At 45.4% G+C, this 21,687-nt stretch carries 22 protein-coding genes and 1 pseudogene; 11 read left to right on the plus strand and 12 right to left on the minus strand.

The genetic code is table 11. The annotated features are described in order from the left end of the window. On the plus strand, positions 1-307 hold a 307-nt coding region (locus ACLFWI_RS08750; RefSeq protein WP_446412622.1), incomplete at its 5' end, for a hypothetical protein. On the opposite strand, the gene hpsN is transcribed toward ACLFWI_RS08750, so the two are convergent. Further along, positions 246-1,238 (minus strand): hormogonium polysaccharide biosynthesis glycosyltransferase HpsN, encoded by a 993-nt coding sequence (gene hpsN, locus ACLFWI_RS08755; protein WP_446412623.1) that lies wholly within the window; start codon positions 1,236-1,238, stop codon positions 246-248. The genes ACLFWI_RS08750 and hpsN overlap by 62 nt on opposite strands. A 153-nt stretch (positions 1,239-1,391) precedes the next feature. Continuing rightward, entirely contained in the window at positions 1,392-3,086 is a 1,695-nt protein-coding gene (gene hpsL, locus ACLFWI_RS08760; RefSeq protein ID WP_446412624.1) for a hormogonium polysaccharide biosynthesis protein HpsL, read from the minus strand. An 83-nt stretch (positions 3,087-3,169) separates the two neighbouring features. On the opposite strand from hpsL, the gene ACLFWI_RS08765 reads away from it, so the two are divergent. Continuing rightward, positions 3,170-3,358, plus strand: a complete 189-nt coding sequence (locus ACLFWI_RS08765) for a hypothetical protein (protein ID WP_446412625.1) — start codon at positions 3,170-3,172, stop codon at positions 3,356-3,358. On the opposite strand, the gene glmM is transcribed toward ACLFWI_RS08765, so the two are convergent. Continuing rightward, on the minus strand, positions 3,350-4,810 hold the full coding sequence (glmM, locus tag ACLFWI_RS08770; protein ID WP_446412626.1) for a phosphoglucosamine mutase: 1,461 nt from the start codon (positions 4,808-4,810) through the stop codon (positions 3,350-3,352). The two genes, ACLFWI_RS08765 and glmM, sit on opposite strands and share 9 nt — an antisense overlap. A gap of 137 nt (positions 4,811-4,947) precedes the next feature. Beyond that, positions 4,948-6,384: a pentapeptide repeat-containing protein gene (locus tag ACLFWI_RS08775; RefSeq protein WP_446412627.1), complete on the minus strand. Its 1,437-nt coding sequence runs from the start codon at positions 6,382-6,384 to the stop codon at positions 4,948-4,950. A 286-nt stretch (positions 6,385-6,670) separates the two neighbouring features. On the opposite strand from ACLFWI_RS08775, the gene ACLFWI_RS08780 reads away from it, so the two are divergent. Next, the gene (locus ACLFWI_RS08780; RefSeq protein WP_446412628.1) at positions 6,671-7,528 is read left to right on the plus strand and encodes a prephenate/arogenate dehydrogenase; all 858 of its coding nucleotides are present in this window, start codon (positions 6,671-6,673) and stop codon (positions 7,526-7,528) included. A gap of 89 nt (positions 7,529-7,617) precedes the next feature. Here the strand turns inward: ACLFWI_RS08780 and ACLFWI_RS08785 are convergent, their stop codons facing one another. From ACLFWI_RS08785 to ACLFWI_RS08795, 3 genes are all read right to left on the minus strand, one after another. Continuing rightward, on the minus strand, positions 7,618-8,430 hold the full coding sequence (locus ACLFWI_RS08785) for a sulfite exporter TauE/SafE family protein (protein WP_446412629.1): 813 nt from the start codon (positions 8,428-8,430) through the stop codon (positions 7,618-7,620). Positions 8,431-8,550: 120 nt separating this feature from the next. Continuing rightward, a complete protein-coding gene (locus ACLFWI_RS08790) occupies positions 8,551-10,032 on the minus strand; it encodes a M16 family metallopeptidase (RefSeq protein ID WP_446412630.1) in 1,482 nt (493 codons plus the stop codon). A gap of 159 nt (positions 10,033-10,191) precedes the next feature. Then, the gene (locus ACLFWI_RS08795) at positions 10,192-11,781 is read right to left on the minus strand and encodes a M16 family metallopeptidase (protein WP_446412631.1); all 1,590 of its coding nucleotides are present in this window, start codon (positions 11,779-11,781) and stop codon (positions 10,192-10,194) included. Between the two features lie 327 nt (positions 11,782-12,108). Between ACLFWI_RS08795 and ACLFWI_RS08800 the strand changes: the two genes are divergently transcribed. From ACLFWI_RS08800 to ACLFWI_RS08815, 4 genes and pseudogenes are all read left to right on the plus strand, one after another. Continuing rightward, the gene (locus ACLFWI_RS08800; RefSeq protein ID WP_006098675.1) at positions 12,109-12,723 is read left to right on the plus strand and encodes a TetR/AcrR family transcriptional regulator; all 615 of its coding nucleotides are present in this window, start codon (positions 12,109-12,111) and stop codon (positions 12,721-12,723) included. Between the two features lie 129 nt (positions 12,724-12,852). Further along, positions 12,853-13,188 (plus strand): type II toxin-antitoxin system RelE family toxin, encoded by a 336-nt coding sequence (locus ACLFWI_RS08805; protein ID WP_446412632.1) that lies wholly within the window; start codon positions 12,853-12,855, stop codon positions 13,186-13,188. Beyond that, on the plus strand, positions 13,157-13,393 hold the full coding sequence (locus ACLFWI_RS08810) for a type II toxin-antitoxin system Phd/YefM family antitoxin (protein ID WP_446408190.1): 237 nt from the start codon (positions 13,157-13,159) through the stop codon (positions 13,391-13,393). The genes ACLFWI_RS08805 and ACLFWI_RS08810 overlap by 32 nt, the downstream gene beginning before the upstream one ends. 38 nt (positions 13,394-13,431) lie before the next feature. Further along, a pseudogene (locus ACLFWI_RS08815) lies at positions 13,432-14,097 on the plus strand (ATP-binding protein); the annotation flags it as partial. Between the two features lie 212 nt (positions 14,098-14,309). Here ACLFWI_RS08815 and ACLFWI_RS08820 read toward each other — a convergent pair. Then, positions 14,310-14,753, minus strand: a complete 444-nt coding sequence (locus ACLFWI_RS08820; RefSeq protein ID WP_446412633.1) for a DUF4332 domain-containing protein — start codon at positions 14,751-14,753, stop codon at positions 14,310-14,312. Positions 14,754-14,899: 146 nt separating this feature from the next. Here ACLFWI_RS08820 and ACLFWI_RS08825 point away from each other — a divergent pair, with 146 nt between their 5' ends. Beyond that, positions 14,900-16,987: a thioredoxin domain-containing protein gene (locus ACLFWI_RS08825; protein ID WP_446412634.1), complete on the plus strand. Its 2,088-nt coding sequence runs from the start codon at positions 14,900-14,902 to the stop codon at positions 16,985-16,987. Positions 16,988-17,172: 185 nt separating this feature from the next. After that, positions 17,173-18,252 carry an Rpn family recombination-promoting nuclease/putative transposase gene (locus ACLFWI_RS08830; protein WP_446412635.1) on the plus strand — a complete coding sequence of 360 codons (1,080 nt, stop codon included), beginning with the start codon at positions 17,173-17,175 and terminating at the stop codon, positions 18,250-18,252. A gap of 75 nt (positions 18,253-18,327) precedes the next feature. Here ACLFWI_RS08830 and ACLFWI_RS08835 read toward each other — a convergent pair whose 3' ends face one another. The 4 genes from ACLFWI_RS08835 to ACLFWI_RS08850 all read right to left on the minus strand — a co-directional run bounded on the left by ACLFWI_RS08835 (position 18,328) and on the right by ACLFWI_RS08850 (position 20,699). Beyond that, entirely contained in the window at positions 18,328-18,798 is a 471-nt protein-coding gene (locus ACLFWI_RS08835) for an N-acetyltransferase family protein (protein WP_446412636.1), read from the minus strand. A gap of 76 nt (positions 18,799-18,874) precedes the next feature. Continuing rightward, positions 18,875-19,147 (minus strand): hypothetical protein, encoded by a 273-nt coding sequence (locus ACLFWI_RS08840; protein WP_446412637.1) that lies wholly within the window; start codon positions 19,145-19,147, stop codon positions 18,875-18,877. 143 nt (positions 19,148-19,290) lie between these two features. Beyond that, positions 19,291-19,626, minus strand: coding sequence for a hypothetical protein (locus ACLFWI_RS08845; protein WP_446412638.1), 336 nt, complete (start codon positions 19,624-19,626; stop codon positions 19,291-19,293). Positions 19,627-19,643: 17 nt separating this feature from the next. Beyond that, on the minus strand, positions 19,644-20,699 hold the full coding sequence (locus tag ACLFWI_RS08850; RefSeq protein ID WP_446412639.1) for an IS630 family transposase: 1,056 nt from the start codon (positions 20,697-20,699) through the stop codon (positions 19,644-19,646). A 414-nt stretch (positions 20,700-21,113) separates the two neighbouring features. Between ACLFWI_RS08850 and ACLFWI_RS08855 the strand changes: the two genes are divergently transcribed. Together ACLFWI_RS08855 and ACLFWI_RS08860 are read left to right on the plus strand one after the other, a co-directional pair. Continuing rightward, positions 21,114-21,503 carry a DUF433 domain-containing protein gene (locus ACLFWI_RS08855; RefSeq protein ID WP_446412640.1) on the plus strand — a complete coding sequence of 130 codons (390 nt, stop codon included), beginning with the start codon at positions 21,114-21,116 and terminating at the stop codon, positions 21,501-21,503. Between the two features lie 8 nt (positions 21,504-21,511). Then, a complete protein-coding gene (locus tag ACLFWI_RS08860; RefSeq protein WP_446412641.1) occupies positions 21,512-21,655 on the plus strand; it encodes a hypothetical protein in 144 nt (47 codons plus the stop codon). Positions 21,656-21,687 lie beyond the last annotated feature (32 nt).

Genomic DNA, 21,687 nt, shown 5'->3' on the forward strand with positions numbered 1-21,687 from the left:
GTTCATGGTGCATGGTTCATGGTTCATGGTTCATGGTTCATGGTTCATGGTTCATGGTTCATGGTGCATGGTTCATGGTTCATGGTTCATGGTTCATGGTTCATGGTTCATTGTTCATGGTGCATGGTTCATGGTTCATGGTAGCAATCAACAATCAACAATCAACAATCAACAATCAACAATCAACAATCAACAATCAGCAATCAACAATCAGCAATCAGCAATCAACAATCAACAATCAGCAATCAACCCTCAACTTTTTCATCCAACTTGGTATACACTTGTCCCTGATCCCAACTGGACTTGATTTGAGTTTTCAGGGCGTCGATAAATCCGATAGTGTAGAACCCTCCACGAGTGACAATTTTGATTGGAGAACCACTCTTGTTACAGGGGGGATTTCCGAGAACGTGACAATCAAAAAGCTTGGCGAATAAGCGCACCTGCTGACTGAGGGTGAGGTTTTTCAGCGCCATCAGAAAATGATTGTGGTAAAAGGTGACTTGGTATTTTAGCGATCGCGTACTAATATCATGACAACCGCCCGTCTCTTCGCCTAGATGCACTAAGTAGGCATCGGGATCATACCAAATCTGATACCCCGTTTGCCGCAATCGCAGACAAAAATCCGACTCTTCTCGTACCGCACTCCCGCGAAATCGTTCATCAAACCATATCCCATGCTTGGTAAAAATCTCCCGGCGGTAGGACATATTACAGCCTCTAGCGGAAATCACCCACTGCGGTTTAATTGTATGCACTAAGTCAATGTGATACCAGGCAATTCCAGGGTCCATCGCCTGAGGAGGCAAATCTTCAATTTCATAGTCTCCTTGATGTTTTTTCTGAGAATCGGCTAGCTTCATTCGGTCAAATACGCGCCCCGCAACCGCCCCAACCTCCTGACGTTCATAGTTACGGGCGTGGGCGTCTAAGTACCCGGCGGGCATTTTCACATCATCATCGATAAACACAATAATTTCGCCTGTCGCCCGTCGCACAGCATAATTTCGCGCCCCCGGTAGACTCGCCCAGTTCACCCGAAACCATTTAATTTTCTGTTCATTTGCCAATTGCTGTAAATAGGCTTCGATTTCAGGCTTGTGGTTTTGCGTTTGATCTACCACTAAAATTTCAACAGCGGGATACTCTTGCTTGAGTACATCTTCTAAGGTATCTCGCAAGGGTTCCTCGCGTTGGTAAGTGGGAATAATGACTGAAATTAAAGGCACATTCACGGCTTTTCTTATAGTTGTTGGAAAAGTTTTTAGTTTTGAGTGTGTAGGGGCGGGTTTCACTACTCTCGTTTTTTACCTCACCCAGATGTGACTAAACCCGCCCCGACTGAGTGCAAGAGGTAATTCCCCATCTCCCCAGCTCCCCCTCATGTACTAAGAGGCTACTGGGGTAGCAATTCGGGGTTTAGAGACCTTTTTTTTACCGTTCTTTTGCACGTCAGATTCATCCTGTTGTTCGACAAGTTTCTGTTTTCGCAGTTCCTGTCGGTCTATCTTGGGTAAGGCTAGGATTACCCCGGCAAAGAACCAGTAGTAGACTGCTACGGGGTCTGTATCCAAAGGATACCAATAGGTGTTATAACTGATAATCAAAACAAAGACCCAATAACTGGAGCCAAAACTACGTAAATTTTTGTCACGAACTGACTGTTTTGCTTTAAATGTAGTAAATGTCAAGTGCGTCACAAACGCCAAAAACGCTAGGGTTCCGATGGTACCGATTTCAAAGATAAGTTTGGGATAATAGGTTTCAACCAGTGAAACATTCCCAAAGGTGCGAGTAGAATTCGTGGCTCGTCCTAAACCATTACCGAGCCATCCCTTGGTGTTATAAGTCGCCCATTCAAATTGCTCTTGAATAAATGCTTGCGGTGGTGAAGCCTCAGCACGACTCTGAAAACTGTCAATCCGTTCCTGAACCAGTTCGGGATTCGTAGCTAAGCCAATCGAAATCACCAAGGCAAGTCCCACCCCAATCGGAATAAACCGCTTGAGATTCGCTATCTGACCTGTAAGAATTAACAAGAGTATAGTAATAACTGGAACCAAAGCCAAGGCAATTCGCTGACCGCAAATTACCGCATTGACAAAAACCAGTGCCATACCTGCCAAACCTCCAATCCGCCACAAAAAAGACGAATCACTAAAGGCGGCGGCGAATGTCAACGCACTATTGGCAATCAGGAACCAACCCCAGTGCCAAGGAGACACAAAGGTTCCTGGCAAGCGAATCATATTCTGTGATGGACTATACAGCAACGCCCCACCAATATAACAGCGAGCCTCTAAGCTGGCTTTAAATAACTCAACCCCGGAGAGGTGATCCGTACCTTTACAGATACCCTGCTTAAGCATCATGTATTGCCACAGTCCGAGCAGACAGCAAATAATTGCTAAACCTAGATGTAAGCGGCTACAAAATAGCAACTCCTTTTTACTTTTGAGCAAATGTTGGGCACAAAAAATCAGGGGAGCATATCCTAGGAAAATTTTCAAGCCCAAAATTCCTTGAAGAAAGGGTTGTCCTGACGCCTCGCCTGTCAAATGTAAACCGTTGACAAAGAATAATGTCAATAGAGATAACACCAAGCAAATACTCAGTGTTGGCATCAGGCTTTGGGGAACAAAGAAGGGTTTCTTTTCACGTCGGCACTGTTGATATAAGCCAATTAGGGCAGGAAAATATAATCCATCTTTGGCTAATTGGAGTAGGGCGCTACCGCCCAGGGTATATACAACCGTGCCACTAAAGGGCATGTAAATCAGGAATAGCCACAGTGCCTTGCGGGGATATTTGTAGGACAGACCAAAACAAGGTATGATGGCTCCGGCGATCACGCCCATCTTCGGTTCAGCCACCACACTCGCGATCGCGCCTAGGAATATCCCCGGCAATAGCGTCATGAACAGCCATTGCATCAGTTCTTGGCGCTGCCGTTGTGCTTGACGCTGTTGGGCTAACTGCTCCTTCAAACTCAGGAGAGGGGCTTCAGACTGCTTTGACTGCTTTTTTCCTTTTTTTGAAGTTTTCGATATTTGAGATTTTGATCTTGATTTCGATTTAACCATGGCAAAGCTGTCACGCTGCCTGTCCCTTTTGATTGTGGCACATCCACAAGCAAGGGTGTAGGGAAGCAATGTAGAGACGTAGCATGCTACGTCTGGAAGCTAGGGGAGTTCTCATATCCTTTCTCATTGCCTTGGAGCCTCCTGCCTTTGAACTTAAATGGAATGGTACTGACTGGTATGCTGGTGGGTCTTGGCGAAGCCGAAACCAACCCTACGGTATATCACTGGTTTCGGCGATCCCAAAAGGCTTATTTCAGTGCCATTCAACTTAAATGTTTTTCCACAACAGAAACCAGTTTGGCTGTCCAGTGCGTTGCCATTTGCGCTTCAATGGCTTCTACCATCACCCGGATAACGGGTTCGGTTCCCGATGCCCGGACTAACACTCGCCCTTGATCTGCCATCACGGTTTGAGCTTGGGAAATCGCATCCATCAGGGGTTGACAGTCTTGCCAATGTAAACGGCGATCGCGGTTTTCGACACGCACATTTTGTAACAGTTGGGGATAAGTCTGAAAGCTTTGATCCACTAAGGTTTTCAAGCTGACCCCCGACTGACGTACCAATGAGGCTAAATGCAAAGCCGTTAACATGCCATCGCCTGTCAAGCCGTAATGGTAACAAAGGATATGTCCCGACTGTTCACCACCCAGCATAGCACCACTGCGATTCATTGCCGCCTGAACATATTGGTCGCCTACAGCAGTTCGCACCAATTTGCCGCCACTAGCTTTCCAGGCATTTTCAAAGCCCAGATTTGCCATAACGGTGGCAACAATTAAATCGTCAGGGAGTTGATTCGTTTGTCGTAATGTTTGCCCCCAGAAATAGAGAATATAATCCCCATCAACAACTCGACCTTCACAATCAACCGCCATCACCCGATCCGCGTCACCATCAAAAGCAAAACCCATATCAGCCGAGTGTTCTCGTACCGCCTTCTGGAGGCAGGTTAAATGAGTTGAGCCACAATTAACATTAATGCGATCGCCATCGGCTTGATTATGTAAGCAAATAACTGTTGCTCCCAACTCAGAAAAGACTTGTTCTGCTAACCTCACCGAAGCCCCCCACGCCAAATCCAGGACGATTTTCATCCCTTGTAAATGGGTTACAGATTGCAGGGGACGCCGTAATGACTCCAAATAACGTCCCACTAATTCCGGTCGGTGATAATGCTGACCTTGGCTATGAGCAACTACAGCCTTATCGACTATACCTCGGATACCTGCCTCAATCTGCTGCTGTAATTCCCCTGGCAGTTTTGTCCCTTGGGCGCTAAAAAATTTAATCCCATTGTCTTCTGGGGGATTATGACTAGCAGAAATCATCACTCCGCCCATGGCTGCTGAGAAACGGGTGAGATAGGCAACTCCGGGCGTCGGACATAACCCGATATTCCATACCTCCAATCCGGCTAAGTTTAAACCTTTACTCAGCGCCGATGCCAACATATCGCTGGAGTTTCGCGAATCCTGTCCGACAATCACTGGACCCAATGCTGATGCTTGCGAATGTAAGACCTGACCTGCCCAAAACCCAATTTGTAGCGCTAATTCAGCCGTAAGCAGTTCTCCTACTCGTCCCCGAATACCATCCGTACCAAACAAGGGGGTCTTGGGTAGGGTTAGGGGTAAATCCGTTGTTCCATGGATCGGAGATTTTTGTAGATGTCTAGAGGCGAAACGATGGAAGTCCTGACGGCGGACAGGAGACGTAACCATAACTTGAATTTCCTCACACAACACAATACTGTGGAGGATAACACTTTCTTCTATGGTTGTTATAAGTACTTGGATATAATTTAAGCTCCCCCAGCTCCCAGACGCGCCATGGCACGTCTCTACATCGCTCCCCCTGGCTATTGAGATTGCATCAACGGCTTGCCAAAGGCTGGATGGTAGTAAGCTGTCCAGGTTTGATTGTGAGAGTTGGTGATGATGGTTTGAGTAGGAGCTTGGAAGAAAGGACTCGACTTCCTAAAATCCACTGCCATTTTTGACTGGTCAATCCCTTGGTTAAGGGTTTGCCGGAACTCTTGAATGGATTGGGACGTTGTAAATCCCCACTTTTCCCGAACACCATCTTCTAGCTTCTTGAGCAATGTGATAATATTTTTATGAGTAATCGTGGCATCGTTAAACGGAACAATACCTAAGTAAGCAATAATCAATAATTCAGAATTACTGGCACTAAAGGTCAAAGAGGTTTTCCGCACGCCCACGTTCACGCTGGGTGCTGTATTGAGAACGGGAAAAATCTGCGCTAGTTGATGATAAACACGGACTAAGACTAAATTCGCGGCTATATCTAAAGGGGCATCAATGATAATGGTGACGGTGGGCAGGGTTTCGTTAAAAAACTTGTGCGATACGTCTTCGGTTGAAAGGTCAATAACCCGGCTGCGATCGCCCTCTGGACTCAAATCGACCCACTCGCAGACAATACCTTGGGTTTTGAGACCAACACGAGACACTCCATGCAATTTTGCTCCCGTGAGAGTTGCCCCGGTTAAGTCCGCCCCAATCCAATCGGCATGAATTAATCGCGCTTGGGTCAGATCCGCATGGACTAAACTGGTATTGAGCAAATTAGCATCAGTCAAATCCGCCCCGGTTAAATTCGCACCACTTAATTTCGCCTCACTCAGATTTGCCCAACTGAGATTCGCACCACTCAAATCAGTCCAGCGCAAGTTAGCACCACTGAGATCCGCACCAGCTAAATTGGCGCAACTGAGATTGGCTTGCTTGAATTCAGCCTGTCGAAAATTACTATTACTCAGATCAGCACGGCTCAAATCGGCGGCGTTTAAATTGGCACCTTCTAGATTTGCCCCGGTGACAAACGCCCCACGTAGGTTAGCTTCGCTCAGATTAGCCCGTTGCAGTTTAGCATCTCTGAGGGCGGCTTCTCGCAGATCCGCACCACTGAGGTTTGCTTCTGTCAGGGTGGCACCACTTAACTTGGCACGAATTAGTTCCGCCCGAATCATCGCCGCCTGCGTCAGTTGCGCTCCCCCCAAGTCGGCTCGAATCAGATTGGCGACGTTGAGATTGGCTTGGGTTAAGTTGGCTTTGGTAAGATTTGCACCACTGAGTCTGGTTACATTCAGTCGCGCCCGACTCAAATTAGTTCCAATTAAATAAGCACCACTGAGGTTGGCTACACTTAAGTTGGCTTCACTTAAATCGGCACCACTGAGATTAATCCCACTCAGATTGGCTTCGGCAAGATTTGCACCGGAAAAGTTTTTCACGCCAGCCGCATATTTTTTGAGAATTTCCGTCACATTCATTAATGCTACCCTTAATTGAACTGCCAGAGGATACGTTTTCCAGGAAAGCGCTACCGAGTGGTGTTGTTATCAGATCAAGTTTCCCAGTAGAGTATCAAGGTAGAGTTGAGTGGGATCAATTAAAGTCATTCTCCCTTGTCTTACTTATCCTCTCCCACTGGTAAAGGGTAGCGCCTAGCCTAATCCAATGATGATAGTTGGGAAGGGTGCTAAGACTCTCTCACTCCAGCTTTGCCTAAAACATTTAAATGGGATTTGATTAGCTTAGCGTGGATGGCATGGGATCATGAAGATTGGAATTGTTGGACTTGGACTGATTGGGGGTTCTCTAGGACTAGATTTGAGAAAATTAGGTCATTCTGTCTTGGGATTGTCTCGCCAAGACTATACCTGCAACAGAGCCATTGAACTCGGTGTCGTGGATGACGCGAGTGTGAAAATGAACCTTTTGGCCGCGTCTGATATTATTTTTATTTGTACGCCAATTTCGGCGATCGCGCCAACGCTTCAGGCGTTAATTCCCCATCTATCGCCGGAAACCATCATCACAGATGTGGGTTCGGTGAAAAAGGCGGTGGTGGAAGCGGTAACACCTCTGTGGCATAATTTTGTCGGTGGACATCCGATGGCGGGTCGAGAATCGAATGGGATTGAGGCGGCGGTATCAGGGTTATTTACCGATTGTCCTTATGTGTTGACACCTCTGGATACGACGCCAACAGCCGCCGTGAAACAGGTTGAGCATTTGGTGCGATCGCTCACGGATCGGGTTTATTTCTGTAGCCCTCAGGATCATGATCGCGCCGTGGCTTGGATTTCTCACCTCCCGGTTATGGTAAGTGCGAGTCTGATTAATGCTTGTATCGATGAAACTGACCCGATTGTCTTAGGGTTAATACAGCAGTTAGCCAGTTCCGGGTTTCGGGATACCAGTCGGGTGGGTGGCGGAAATCCTGAGTTGGGGGTAATGATGGCGCGTTACAATCGGGACTTTTTATTGCGATCGCTCTTATCTTATCGTCACCGTCTCAATGAATTGATTGAACGGGTTGAGCAAAGCGACTGGCAAGGCTTAGAACAGCACCTGCAAGACACTCAAGCCGCGCGATCGCAATTTTTCTCACCCTCTGTTGATCACGGTTAAGAAATTGCCACTAATTCAGCTTAATTGGTTGATTAGAATTGTCGGGGCGCACGCCCCGTGCGCCCGATTTAACTAACCCTGATTTGATATCAGACCCCATTCATATAACCTTGCCATGCCTGCCTGAAAAAGTAAATGGCTAAGATAGCCAGTAATGTACTAAATGCTAAACTGACCACCTGATCCGGTAATTTAGGCAAAAAGCGGGTACTTATTTGCGCTCCCAATAAACCCCCTGTACCCAAAAGTAATCCCTCAATCCATAACACATTCCCCTGTACAGCATGACCGATACAAGCCGAAATTGCGGTAATTACAATCACCCCTAAACTGGTTTGAATTGCTGTTTTAATGCTCTCTCCTAAGAGTAAAATTTGCAAGGGAACCATAATCACACCTCCACCCACACCAAATACGCCAGCGAGTAAGCCTGCGGCACTTCCTGTGCCAATTCTGGCTAATGCTGCTTGGCTTTTGGACTGTGGAGTTTGTCTTGGCTTTTCCGTTTCTGGAGAGCCTTGCTTTTCTATTTCTTTCAAACGTTGGCGAAGTCGAACTAAGTAAATATTAATCAGGAGTAATAGTCCAAATGCTGCTTTTAACCAGTAGTCGGCAAATAACTCTGTTAAATAAGCGCCAATTGGCGCTGTTATTATAGCCGGAAAGCCAATGGCAATGATGCGCTTAAAATTTATGTTACCCAACCGCAAATTCTGTAACGTACCCGAAATCGCTGTAATCACGATTGACAGGGTGCTTGTGGCAACGGCTTGTTGATAGTCATATCCTAAGGTTACTAATAAAGGTACAAGAACTGTACCGCCACCGATTCCCAAAAAGCCGGCTAGAATTCCGGCAAATAAGCCAGCAGATGCAAAAATTAATAAATGGGTCGGTGTCATTTGTCATTGGTTATTGATCATTTGTCATTCGTTATCTGTTTTTTAGAAGGGCGGGTTTATTCAAGTTATGGGATATTAACCAAACGTTATCAATAAAACCCGCCCCTACAGGTTTAACCGCTAACTACTTTGTTCGGGAATGGTGATATCTAACGATGTGACATTGTTAGACAGACTGGTTAAGGGAGGCTGAATCGCATCCGTATTCCCGACGACTAATGTAACCAGTTGATTGGGTTGGAGATATTTTTGAGCTACCCGTTGCACATCTTCAATTGTTGTCTCTTTCACTTTCTGCTGATAGCGGAAGAGAAAATCTTCGGGATACCCATAATATTCATACCGCATCAGCCGCGATAAGGTTTGGCTGGGATCTTGGAAGTTAAACACAAACGAGTTCAAAACTTGGTCTTTAGCAGACTCAAGTTCTTCTGGGGTAACAGGCGTGGTGCGGATTTTCTCAATTTCTGAGCGAATCGCTTGAATCAAGGATATGGTTGCTTCAGAACGAGTTTGTCCACCTGCAACAAACATCCCAGGATAGTCATGGCGAGGACTCCAGAACCCATAGACGGAATAGGCTAACCCTTGGCGCGATCGCACTTCATTAAATAACCGTCCGCCAAACCCATTCAGGATCTGATTCATCACATCCAATGCCGGATAATCAGGGTTATCAAATTCTCCACCAATATGTCCCAGATACACATAACTTTGGGTGAGTTGATCCTGATCAACGACAAATACACCCTCTTTCTTTGCCTGAGATGCAGACGGTACGGTTATCTCTGGGGGAGGTGATGGGGGATTCCAGTTACCAAAGGTTTCGGTGATCCGCGATCGCATCTCATCGGAATCAAAATCCCCCACGATACCCAAAATCATCCGTTCTGGATGGAAATATGTCTGGTAAAATTCCACTACATCGTCACGAGAGATATTAGCTAGGGTTTCATATTCAATCGTGCGGGCATAGGGACTCTGATCCCCATAAATCAGTTTAGTAAATTCGCGACTGGCAATATCTTTAGGATCATCATTGCGACGGGCAATTTGTCCCGCTTGTTGCTTTTTCGTCAACTCCAGCTTATCTTCAGCAAAGGCAGGCTTTTGAATCACCTCAGCGAATAAGTCAAACACCATATCTAAGTCTTCACTGAGAGCATTGAAACTAGCGCTACCGACTGAAGTGTTAATCCCTGTTTCCACAGACGCCGCCCGTTGTTCGAGTAACTGATTTAGTTCATCCGGCGAATGTTCTGTTGTCCCACCGGTGCGAAGGACTTCTCCGGTAATATTAGCTAAACCCACCTGATCGGCTGGTTCAAGGCGATCGCCTGTACGAATCATCGCTGTCCCACTCACCAAGGGCAATTCGTGGTCTTCCATTAAATAGACAACGATGCCATTATCCAGTTGATAGCGAGTATACTCCGGAATCTGAATCTCTGACAGAGGCGGAAAGGTTAACTCGGTATAATGCTTTGCCGTAGCCGCAACAGCAGGCGTGTGCGACACGACAACCAACAGCATTGTGGCAACCAGTAATCCAAACCAGCGCCAGACTTTTCGACCGAATCTGTTCAATGTAAGATTACTCATTAATATGAAACAGTTTTGAGTTTTGATTGTGTAGGGGCGGGTTTTACTACTATCTTTTCTTACCCTCACAACAGATGCAACTCGCGCCCGCCCCGACTGAGTTTTGAGTGCAATACGTCTTGTGCGAAGGACGAAGGATAAATGACAAAGGACAAAGGACTACTTAGATAGCAATCGTCCAATGGTGCGATTCTCAGGTGTGAATGTCCCTTTAGCCACCCGTTGGATATCAGCCGGTGTGACTTGGGCGATTGCCTGGATTTCGTTAAACAGATTGCGCCAGTCGCCTGTTTTCACCTGATATTCAACTAAATTACGTGCCATTCCCATATTAGAATCGAGCGATCGCAATAAGCCAGCACGGGCTTGGGTTTTCACTCGTTCCAACTCTTGGGCTGAAACGGGTTCGGTTTTGAGTTGCTCAATTTCTTCTCGCAAGGCTGTTGCTACTTCTTCAACAGTATGTCCTGGTGCAGTTAGGGCATATAACAGCATCAGATTGGGATATTTATCTCCCGGAAACCCGCTAAATCCGGCGGCGGAAAGGGCAACTTGTTGTTCTTCAACTAAAGATTTGTATAGACGAGAGGTGCGACCATCGCTGAGTAAACGCCCAATAATTTCATAAACCACATGGTCAGGATGGGTACGAGAGGGTCGATGGTATCCTTCTAAATACCAGGGTTGAGACGGTAATTCCAACGTCACCTCCCGCGTTTGTTTTTGGGGAGGTTCGACTAGGGTTACTTCAGGGGCGGCAGGTTTTGCCTCATAGCGCCCGAAGTACGTTTGAGCCAACGCTTTAACCTCATCGGGATCAACATCACCCACAATAGCAACGGTTAATTCACTGGGAACATAATGGGTTTCAAAGAATTGCCGCACATCTTCACGAGTCAGGTTGCGGATGTCTTCGTCATACCCAATCACCGGACGCCGATAGGGATGGACTTGGAACGCCGTATCCAGAAACGCCTCGATCATTTTACCGATGGGCGAGTTGTCGGTTCGCAGACGCCGTTCTTCCAGAATCACCTCTTGTTCTTTGTAAAATTCCCGAAACACAGGTTCGAGGAAGCGTTCCGACTCCAAAGACATCCACAGTTCCAGTTTGTTGGAGGGGAAACTGTAGAAATAAACTGTCGCATCGGCTGACGTGGCTGCATTTAATCCGACACCTCCAGCTTGTTCAACGATTTGACCCAACTCATTTTGCTTGACTAAGCTAGCGGCTTGGGCTTCGACTTGGGCAAATTCCTCTTGTAGTTGGGCAACCTTTGCCTCGTTCCCGGCTTTTTTCGCCGCTTTAATTTGTGCGGCTAACTGATCCAAACGGTTTAACAGGGGTTTTTCTGCCTGATAATCTCGCGTGCCGATTTTGGTGGTTCCCTTAAAGGCTAAATGTTCCAGAAAGTGAGCCACACCGGTTTTGCCTACAGGTTCATCAACGCCACCGACATCAGCATAGGTGGCAAAAGAGACAACGGGGGCTTGATGTCGTTCGAGGACGATGAACTTCATCCCATTATCCAGGCGAAACTCACTCACCTGGTCAACGACGCCATCCAAATAAGGTTGGATTGATTGGGCATTCGTCGGTGGGGTTTCGCTGCGAGCCAAAGCCCCCAACGGGATACTACTCCATACTAGAGTTGCGACTAAGAACGCTCCTAGGATGGAGCGCCAAGGGTATTTTCTCAAGTGAACAGTCCAATGCAGAAAACGCAAAATAGATCGATTCTTTGTCATTTGTCATTCGTCATTTGTCATTTGTCATTTGTCATACTCGCTCCCTTGAGAAGCAAGCTACGTCATTTGTCATTTTTAATGTTCTGGGTTAGGGGAGGCAAAATATCATAGGACGGACTTTATCTAGTTTAGCTTCCCCATCTCCCTCATCTTCCCCATCTTCCCCTACCATGCGGCTTGTCGTTCATGACAACTAACTTTTTGTAAATTTTCACCCGTTTGGGGGAAGAAATAACCTAATGTAAAATACGTCTTATCTTAAAGGCGTGCCTTTTCTGGCATAGATAACCTGTCACCCATAACCCTTGCAGCTCATTTTGGAGTCCAATGCGAATCTTACATCAGCCCCCTCAGTCAGAGACAGAGACAAAGCAGCGTATCCTAGATGCTGCCCAACGTTTATTTGCCAGTCGAGGGTATAACGGCACAACAACCCGTGACTTAGCGGCAAAAGCGGGTGTTGCTGAAGGGACTCTATTTCGCCATTTTGAGAATAAAAAAGCCATATTAGTCGAGGTGGCGACTCAAGGATGGGTGGAATTGCTCACGGATTTGCTGACGGAATTGAGCGAAATGGGGAGTTATAAAGCCGTGGCGCAGGTGATGCGGCGGCGGATGATGCGGATGCATGAAAATGCGGATATGATGCGGGTTTGTTTTATGGAAGCCCAGTTTCACCCCGATTTACGCGATCGCATCCAGTCAGAAGTCATTGCTAAAATGTCCGATGTGGCAGAAGCGTTCTTTGAAACGGCTATGGAACGCGGGATCTATCGGCGGACTAACCCCAAGGTGGTGGCGAGGGTATTTTTAGGCATGTTTGCTGTGGCGGGGTTTAGCGATGAGACGATTATGGAACCAGGAGCCTCCCTCAAAGATGTGCAAGACATGGCAGAAGGAATTGCTGATATTTTCCTTAATGGTGTGTTAGCGAAGGACTAGGTATTAAGCATTAGGGAGAACGCTTGTCAATACTCGTTATACCAAGTTGCAGTCTAATAGAATTTCAAGATTTATAACTCTTGCCCACCCTACAACTACTGGCTGGTATACTCGTTGGAGTTTTCTGTGATGACTTCCTATGTCATTGAAGTGACTGACTTAGCCGTTGAAGAACTTAGGGCAATTCGTGCTTTTGATCGTCGCCCAATCCTTGATGCAATTCGCCAGCAACTCACCCATGAACCTACAGTGATAACAAGGAATCGCAAACGCCTTGAGCCTTTAGTACCCAGGTTTGAGACAGTTCCCCCCATTTGGGAATTGCGGGTGGGAGAGTATCGAGTCTTCTATGATGTAGATGAGGACGGAAAAATCGTTTACGTTCGAGCTGTTGCCGGAAATCACCGGGACAAACTACAGAGGAGATCGTGGGATGAGACAGTTAACCATAGAACAATTTTCTGAACAATTACAGGATTATGTGCGAAATGCTCAGGAGGAACAGATCCTGATTACCCAAAACGGTAAACCCATTGCCCTTTTTTTAGGATTGACAAACGTTGATCCGGAGCAATTGAATCTGCAACTCTCAGCCGAATTTTGGCAAATGATTAGTGATCGACGCCAACGTGCCACTATACCTTTGGCAGAAGTAGAGGCAATGTTTTAGTTACCTGGATAGGTTGGGTTGAACGACGTTAAACAAAAATGGAATTAGATTTTCTGAGATTCTTTGATGCTTGTGATCCGAGTAAAACTCTCGCGATCGCGAATCCTGAAGATCGTCAGTATTATATTGATTTTGCCTCAGTTCGCGGCGGTAAGATTATTGAGGCATTGAAACGGACGATTGTTTTGCGTTCCCGTCTTAATCAATCCACCTGTCAGTTGTTTACGGGACATATTGGCTGTGGTAAGTCTACAGAGTTACGCCGCTTACAAGCTGACTTAGAGGCACAAGGCTTTCATATCGTCTATTTTGAGTCTACCCAAGACTTGGATATGACGGATGTGGATATTACTGATATTTTACTCGCGATCGCCCGTCAGGTGAGTGAAAGTCTGGAAACTATCGGGATTAAGCTTAAACCGGGATATTTTCGCGATCGCTTTCAGGAGATTGCTGATTTTCTGCAAACCCCGATTGAGTTTTCTCTGGAAGCCGGATTCTCGTTACCGGGAAATCTGGCTAAACTTACCGCCAAAACCAAAGAAAGTCCCCAGATGCGTAGTCGCTTGCGGCAATATTTAGAACCGCGCACCAGTGGGATTCTCGACTCTTTGAATCAGGAAATCTTAGCCCGGGCAACGGAGGAGTTGAAACGTCACGGAAAACGGGGATTAGTGGTTATTGTAGATAATTTAGATGTTATCGCCGTCAACGAATACCCTCTACGGTGCGATTAAAACTGAAGTTGTGGCGCGTCTGGAACCGGGGGAAGTCAAGATACTTTCGTTACCTTAAATCAGGAAATGCCTCGGTTGAGGCTATGCTTCCATTGAATAGCTGTAAACCAGAATTGGCAATGGTTTTGGCTTAAGTTTACACGGATGCATGGCGCGTCTCTACATTGCTTCAGATGATATTATCCCTGAACCAACTGTCGTGCTTGTTGAATCCAGGCGGCGACTTGATCAACAGTAGGACACAAATCACGCCGTTGCATTGTTGCCACTTGCAGTCGTAAAATTTGCTGGTGTAACTTGTGAGTCGGGGTTTGAGCAAGCTGCTTGACTGAAATAATGCCCGCGTGCAACAATAACCCACAGTATTCACAGCCAATACTGGGTACACGAGCTAAATCAGCCAGTGCGACCCATTTATGTACATATTGTGCCTTGATTTGCAGTTGATTAGCTAACGCTTGTTTAGATTGGCGACTATTCGCGACTTTGAGGAGTTGAGCCGTTGTTGTAATTCCCTGTTGCTGTAGCTTAGCGCAATCTTGCTCACTCAATCCAGGAAGGTGTTCAATGGCGCGATCGCGAACGGGAATACTACGGTGATGGTTTTTGGGTTGATTAGACATTCTGGGGATTGGAGAACAGGTGCTTAAGATTATAAAACTTTAATAATGAAGGGCTAAAGCCCTGACTACGAACTCCGAACAAAACCGCAAACTAGCGATACCGCGATACACTGATCCAGAGAGCATCTAGAGTAATTACAGTTGTCATGACCAATCGCCTTGCCCAATGCCAAAGCCTTTATCTGCGTAAGCATGCGGAAAACCCCATCGATTGGTGGCCCTGGAGTGATGAAGCTTTATCCACTGCTAAGGCGGAAAATAAGCCGATTTTCCTGTCCATTGGTTACTCAAGCTGCCACTGGTGTACGGTGATGGAAGGGGAAGCCTTTTCTGATCCGGCGATCGCGCAGTACATGAATGCCAATTTCTTACCGATTAAGGTAGACCGGGAAGAACGCCCGGATATTGATAGCATTTATATGCAAGCGTTGCAGATGATGACGGGTCAAGGGGGTTGGCCCCTAAATATCTTTTTGACGCCAGAGGATCGGGTTCCCTTTTACGGCGGCACGTATTTCCCGGTGGAACCGCGCTATGGGCGTCCGGGCTTTTTACAGGTATTACAAGCGATTCGCCGCTTCTATGATGTGGAAAAGACCAAGCTGCAAAACTTTAAAGACGAGATTCTTGGTCATCTACAACAGTCAGTTCTTCTCCCCGCTTCCGGACAACTCACGGCTGAGTTACTGCGCCAGGGGATGGACAAGACGATCCGGATTGTGGATAGTGGCAGTTATGGACCGAGTTTTCCGATGATTCCCTATGCGGATTTAGCCTTGCGGGGAATTCGTTTTGAGGAGATGACAGAGGTTGATGCGTACCAAGCGTCGCGATCGCGTGGGTTAGATTTAGCAAAGGGGGGAATCTATGATCATGTTGCAGGCGGCTTTCATCGCTACACCGTAGACGCCACTTGGACAGTTCCCCACTTTGAAAAAATGCTCTACGATAATGGGCAGATTGTCGAGTATCTGGCAAATCTGTGGAGTGTGGGGATTAAAGAAGCTGCATTTGAACGGGCAATATCGGGAACCGTGCAATGGCTGACAAGGGAAATGACCGCCTCGTCTGGCTATTTTTACGCCGCCCAAGATGCGGATAGCTTCACCGAACCCAGCGCCGCCGAACCGGAAGAAGGGGCATTTTATGTCTGGAGTTATACTGAATTGCAGCAACTTCTCACCGATGAAGAATTGGCAGAACTGCAAGAACAATTTACGGTTACATCTGAGGGTAATTTTGAAGGACAAAATGTATTGCAGCGCCGTTATTCGGATCAGTTAAGCGATACCTTAGAAACGGCATTAGCCAAACTATTTACTGCCCGTTATGGTTCCCCTCCCGATAGCTTAAAAACCTTCCCCCCCGCCCAAAACAATCAGGAGGCAAAAACAAAGAATTGGTCAGGTCGCATTCCCCCAGTTACAGATACGAAAATGATTGTGGCATGGAATAGCCTGATGATTTCTGGTTTAGCCAGGGCGTATGGTGTATTTCGTAAACCCGAATACCTGGAATTAGCCACAACAGCGGCTAAATTTATTTTGGAGAATCAATGGGTGGATCAGCGTTTCCATCGCTTGAATTACGAAGGTCAAGCGTCTGTATTGGCACAGTCGGAAGATTATGCGTTATTTATTAAAGCCTTATTAGATTTGCATCAAGCCTCACTAGGATTAGCAACGGCACAGGAGTCTTCCCAATCGCCAATCCCGGATATTTGGTTAGAGGAGGCGATTAAGGTACAGGACGAATTTGACGAATATTTGTGGAGTGTGGAACTCGCAGGCTACTATAACGCCGCTAATGATAGTAGTGGGGATTTATTGGTACGGGAACGCAGTTATACCGATAACGCCACACCTGCGGCGAATGGCGTCGCGATCGCGAATTTAGTGCGTCTGACGTTACTCACGGAAAACTTGGCTTATCTGGATCGCGCAGAAGTTGCTCTCAATGCTTTTGCTAGTGTGATGAACCAGTCGTCTCAATCCTGCCCTAGTCTTTTTACTGCCCTAGATTGGTTCCGCAATTCTACATTAATTCGCACTAGCGTGGCTCAGATTTTATCCCTAATGATTCAGTATTTTCCGGCGACTATGTATCGATTAGAACCCAGTCTTCCGGAGAATGCCGTTGGCTTAGTTTGTCAGGGACTCAGTTGTAAACCTACGGCTCATACTCAGGAACAATTATTAGCACAAGTGCAGAAAAGTCAAACCCGGGGCTATTGACGTGAGCAAGTTTAATTGATGCAGATGAGTCGCCCCTACCGGGTTTCCACAGGTGCGATCGCGTCGTCTATCCTGGCTTATTCATAATTGGTTAAATTTGTCAAGATTGTGGCGATAGGAATTTTCCGCTTCAGGGGTGACACAGTATTAATCATCAACTGTGTGATGGAAAGCCCAAGGAGAACGTGAAAACTGACAGCATTTTTTATCGCTTGTTCAAAGGGTTTCCCAGTATCTTCTTTGAACTAATTAACCAATCCCCAGAACAAGCTGAGATATATGAATTCACATCCCGTGAAATTAAGGAACTGTCATTTCGACTCGATGGGTTGTTTGTGCCGAAGAATGAACAATCGAACAAACCCTTTTATGTGGTCGAGGTTCAGTTTCAACCCGATGAGAATTTATATTATCGTGTATTTACGGAACTGTTCATTTTTCTGAAACAATACAAACCGACCCATCAATGGCGGGTTGTGGTCATTTATCCCAGTCGTCGGATTGAACGGGAACAACCCTTACACTTTAGGGAACTTTTCAGCCGGGTTACTCGGATATACTTAAATGAGTTGGGAGAGGATGCATCGGATTCTTTGGGGATTAATGTTGTTAAGCTAGTGATTGAGAGGGAAAAGACAGCCCCGAAGCAAGCAAAGCGCTTGATCGAACAAGCCCAAGCCCAGATAACCGATGAGACGACTAAACAGAATCTGATTGATTTAATCGAGACAATCATCGTTTACAAATTACCGCAAAAAAGCCGAGAGGAGATACAAGCTATGTTCGGGTTAAGTGAACTCAAACAAACCAAGGTTTATCAGGAAGCGCAAGAAGAAGGCAGACAAGAAACCAAGTTAAAAGCCATACCCCGCCTAATGCAGTTAGGGTTGAGTGGGGAGATGATTGCGGAAGGATTAGATTTGCCTGGGGAAGTGGTTCAACCAGCCGCACGGTTATTTGCCCAACAAAATGTTATGGCTTTTATTGAACTGTTACAGCATCAACGATCGCTTTTTTCGCCTCAAGACTTGGCTGATTTGGCTGAGTTAATTGAACCGTTACCCGATAAGATAGAAGATCTATCTGAGGCGATCGCACAATGGTGTAAGCAGGATGGGCATTCCCTACAGCGTCAGGCGTGGCGTGATCTTGTCTCCGGGAAGGTGAACGCGATGGTGGAGGAATTATTGGCGACGAATCTTGCATCCCTGGAAACTTTGGGATTTTCGGTTAATAAAGCCAACCTACAACAGGCGATTGAGTAGGGTGGGCATTGCCGTGTCCTATTCTCTCAAACTCTGTACCGTAATCCGTGTACCTGCGATGCAAAGCTGGAAACGTTAAGGGATGAGGATGAACCGTTCAACCAAATAACGCTGAAACTCCACCCCTTGACGCTCGACAATCTCCGTATTATAAACCTGAAAACCAAACCTTTTAAACAACCCCAAACTAAACTCACTCGCTTCTGCATATAAGCGCTGAATCCTGTGACGTTTAGCATAATCCAAGAGAATGTCCATAAGCTGAGAACCAATCCCTTGATGGATGCGATCGCGCCGCACATAAGCTGAGAGAATATGACCATCATCGGCTATTCCCGCAAAGCCGAGAATCCCGGTTTCATCCACCGCCGCAAATGTTGTCCCTGACAAAATGAACTCCCGAAACCCAACAGTATCCTCAGCAAACGACGCCCAGCTATGGGTTTGAGCATCAGAGTAGAATTGAGGCGCGATCGCGAGTACCGTTTCTTGATACAGTTTGGCTAATTCGGGAATATCCGAGGCTTGAGCAATCCGAATCCTCATAACTCTCTATCAGTGTAAAATTAATCGTCCCACCCAATCACCGACAGAGTAATACAATGCCGGGTCAATGTCTTGTTTAAGGGGATAAAAAGGCTTGATTACCCCCCGGCTGATTTAGGGCGTAACTTGACTCTTGGGGAACGGCAGGTTGGGGTTTCGGGGAAAAACAGATGAGCGCGATCGCACAGATTATACCTAAGAGTCCCAACATCACCCACTTAGACGTTCTCATATCCACTCCATTCCGCGATCGTCGTTTGAGACAATTTTCCCATATAGGGTTTTCATTTGAGATGTGAAACTCACGATAGTGGACAAAAGCAATAGGCAATAGCAGGAGTGTGAGCATCTTGCTCACTACTGGACTAACACAGTTAAAATTCGGGATTAGATGTGACCATTGAATCGGGCGCAAGTCTTTGCGCCCCTACGATGTTTTCTGCCCTTGCTTCCAGGCGTTCCACGGTCACGTCTCTACTACCCCTAAGGGTTTTATGACTTTCTCAAGATAGACACCTCGAAAGGTTGCAACTTTTCGGGTAAATCAATAATTTTGCCCGTTTCCAGCTTAGTAGACAGCAAAACTTCCCACATTGGGATTTCGATGGATTCATCCAATCCCAAGTCTTTTTCATAGGAGAAGTTAATTAAAATCAACACGCTCTCCTGCTTTGTTTCTCTCAGATAGGCTAAATGCTCATAAGGATAATAGATCAGAGTTCGCCAACGTCCCACCTGTAACGCTTCGCTGTTTTTGCGGACTCGCAGTAAGGATTTATAGAAGTTCAAAATTGAATCATCTTGCTTGAGTTTATTTTCAACATTCACATCCAAATATAGCAATCCTAAATTGATTGTGGCAATTTTCCATACTGAAATATTTTGGGAAAATCGAATATTTGACCATCAGCAAAAAACTTAAATAACCACTTAACTATTTTAAAAGAGCTGCAAAGATGATAAAATTGCCTAATGAAAGTTTTAACTTGCAACCAAATATCTTCGACTGGATTTTGTTCGGGAGCGTTCGGAGCAAATTTCGTACAACTTATCAACCAGTCTTCCTCTGATAAATCTTGATTAATTGTCTTTAAGTATTCTCGAAACTGCTTAGAATCATGGTAAGTTGCACCATCCCAAAATATCGATAATTTTTTTCCGGGTCGTTTCCTTTTTAAATACTCGATGAAATCGATTGTATTTTCGCTGTTTCCACTTTTATATTCTTTGACTATAAACTCTTTGGTTTGATAATCTAAAGCCCCATAATAAGTCTGTCTTTCTTTTTCATTTTTGAGAGGAACTTCTATTCTTACATCTGTTCTTCCCCACCCATAACCTAACAAATCACCCCACAGCAGATGACATTCGTCAAGCATAAGCACCGTCCGGCTTCCAGCTTCTATTTCCGGTTTCCATTTTTCTAGCCTTGCCTCTATTTCTTTTTTTTTAGCTTTGACTAATTCATCATTTTTAGCCGGATTCTTTTTTTGAGTCTTTTTCCAACTCACTTGAGCCTCTTTAAATAAGCTATAATAACTTTGATTGGACTCAAAAACTACATTATATTGCTCCTGCAAATACTTCTGTAAGTCTGATAATCTTAGATAATCTTGTTCTCTCAACCACTGAATTGTTTGCTCTTTTTCTTCAGATTTTAAGTAACCTGCTCTACCTTTATATTGAAGTAGGGGCTTGGTTACCAAGCCCCTACTTTCTACACCCTGAAAAAGCGCTTGATTTTTCCATTGGCTGATAAAACTGTGAGAAACTTTTAATAGTTCTTTGACTTCACGATAAGATTTTCCTTCCAAAATCATTTTTACCGCCAAAGCCCTTTTAATTTCTTTGGTCTCTTTTGTCTGATTAATAAAATTAGCCAATTCATCTATAATGTTCATCTTTTGTCTTTTTACTAGGGATGTATTATTACTATTATATCTGTTGCGACCTATTTAGGGCTGCTATAGTATGATTTTAGGATTAATTTTTGGTTCATTAACAGGATTTTCGTATATCCAATATTTTGCATTTCGCCTTACTCTTTGGTTAACTGGAATAATGCCCTGGAATATCACCCGCTTCCTCGACTACTGCACAGAACGCCTTATCCTGCAAAGAGTCGGCAACCGCTACCGCTTCATCCATCGCCTTGTTCAAGAACACTTCGCCAAATTGGAAATCCAGAAAGAGTAAAGCTGACTCAAAAAAACCGGGTTTCTGTCAGCGTTTCTGTATCCTAACCAAGATGGTAATAGAAACCTGGTTTCTGCTCTCTGGACAACTGCATCCAATTCCAAATTGTGATGTTTTCTATGAACATTGCTATAATTCAGATCAACCCTTACCTGATTCTGAATATGACCTTCACCACAGACAATCCCCTAACTTGGCAATACCTAAAAATTGACAGTCAAGGTCAGGCGAAAATTGCAGATAGTCGTGTTTCTGTTTCCCAACTAATTCAAGAAAAACACGCCCACGGTTGGAGTCCAGAAGAATTGCACTTTCAGTACCCTGAAATTTCCCTTGCTGCCATTTATTCTGCCCTTAGTTATTACTACACCTATAAATCCCAAATTGATTCTCAAATTGCTGAAGAACAGCAAACCATTCAAACACTACAAGCTGAATTAATTCAAATGAAAGTCGGTCATTATACCTCAGACTTCAAACAAAAACTTCAGAAAAAACGGGGACAGTAGGGATAAAAATGGCAATCTCTTACTATTTTGATGCTCCAGTTCATCGAGCCATTAAAATTGGTCTGCAACTGAGAGGCTTTGATGTGCTGACGGCTCAAGAAGACAATAACAGTAGTGCTATAGATGAAATGGTTAGAGGAGATGTAGGTTAGTCAATCTGTCATTTAAGGAGTATTTGTAATTT

This window comes from Coleofasciculus sp., from assembly GCF_046539235.1.
Taxonomy (GTDB): domain Bacteria; phylum Cyanobacteriota; class Cyanobacteriia; order Cyanobacteriales; family Coleofasciculaceae; genus Coleofasciculus.

Excerpts from the sequence above, each read along its gene's own strand:
- ACLFWI_RS08860 (WP_446412641.1), top strand. The coding sequence starts at position 21,512 with ATGGCAATCTCTTACTATTTTGATGCTCCAGTTCATCGAGCCATTAAA.
- ACLFWI_RS08780 (WP_446412628.1), top strand. The coding sequence starts at position 6,671 with ATGAAGATTGGAATTGTTGGACTTGGACTGATTGGGGGTTCTCTAGGA.
- ACLFWI_RS08795 (WP_446412631.1), bottom strand. The coding sequence starts at position 11,781 with ATGACAAAGAATCGATCTATTTTGCGTTTTCTGCATTGGACTGTTCAC.
- ACLFWI_RS08835 (WP_446412636.1), bottom strand. The coding sequence starts at position 18,798 with ATGAGGATTCGGATTGCTCAAGCCTCGGATATTCCCGAATTAGCCAAA.
- ACLFWI_RS08800 (WP_006098675.1), top strand. The coding sequence starts at position 12,109 with ATGCGAATCTTACATCAGCCCCCTCAGTCAGAGACAGAGACAAAGCAG.
- ACLFWI_RS08820 (WP_446412633.1), bottom strand. The coding sequence starts at position 14,753 with ATGTCTAATCAACCCAAAAACCATCACCGTAGTATTCCCGTTCGCGAT.
- ACLFWI_RS08785 (WP_446412629.1), bottom strand. The coding sequence starts at position 8,430 with ATGACACCGACCCATTTATTAATTTTTGCATCTGCTGGCTTATTTGCC.
- ACLFWI_RS08840 (WP_446412637.1), bottom strand. The coding sequence starts at position 19,147 with ATGCTCACACTCCTGCTATTGCCTATTGCTTTTGTCCACTATCGTGAG.
- ACLFWI_RS08855 (WP_446412640.1), top strand. The coding sequence starts at position 21,114 with ATGAACATTGCTATAATTCAGATCAACCCTTACCTGATTCTGAATATG.
- hpsL (WP_446412624.1), bottom strand. The coding sequence starts at position 3,086 with ATGGTTAAATCGAAATCAAGATCAAAATCTCAAATATCGAAAACTTCA.
- ACLFWI_RS08810 (WP_446408190.1), top strand. The coding sequence starts at position 13,157 with ATGAGACAGTTAACCATAGAACAATTTTCTGAACAATTACAGGATTAT.
- ACLFWI_RS08805 (WP_446412632.1), top strand. The coding sequence starts at position 12,853 with ATGACTTCCTATGTCATTGAAGTGACTGACTTAGCCGTTGAAGAACTT.
- ACLFWI_RS08765 (WP_446412625.1), top strand. The coding sequence starts at position 3,170 with ATGCTACGTCTGGAAGCTAGGGGAGTTCTCATATCCTTTCTCATTGCC.
- ACLFWI_RS08850 (WP_446412639.1), bottom strand. The coding sequence starts at position 20,699 with ATGAACATTATAGATGAATTGGCTAATTTTATTAATCAGACAAAAGAG.
- ACLFWI_RS08775 (WP_446412627.1), bottom strand. The coding sequence starts at position 6,384 with ATGAATGTGACGGAAATTCTCAAAAAATATGCGGCTGGCGTGAAAAAC.
- ACLFWI_RS08825 (WP_446412634.1), top strand. The coding sequence starts at position 14,900 with ATGACCAATCGCCTTGCCCAATGCCAAAGCCTTTATCTGCGTAAGCAT.
- glmM (WP_446412626.1), bottom strand. The coding sequence starts at position 4,810 with ATGGTTACGTCTCCTGTCCGCCGTCAGGACTTCCATCGTTTCGCCTCT.
- ACLFWI_RS08790 (WP_446412630.1), bottom strand. The coding sequence starts at position 10,032 with ATGAGTAATCTTACATTGAACAGATTCGGTCGAAAAGTCTGGCGCTGG.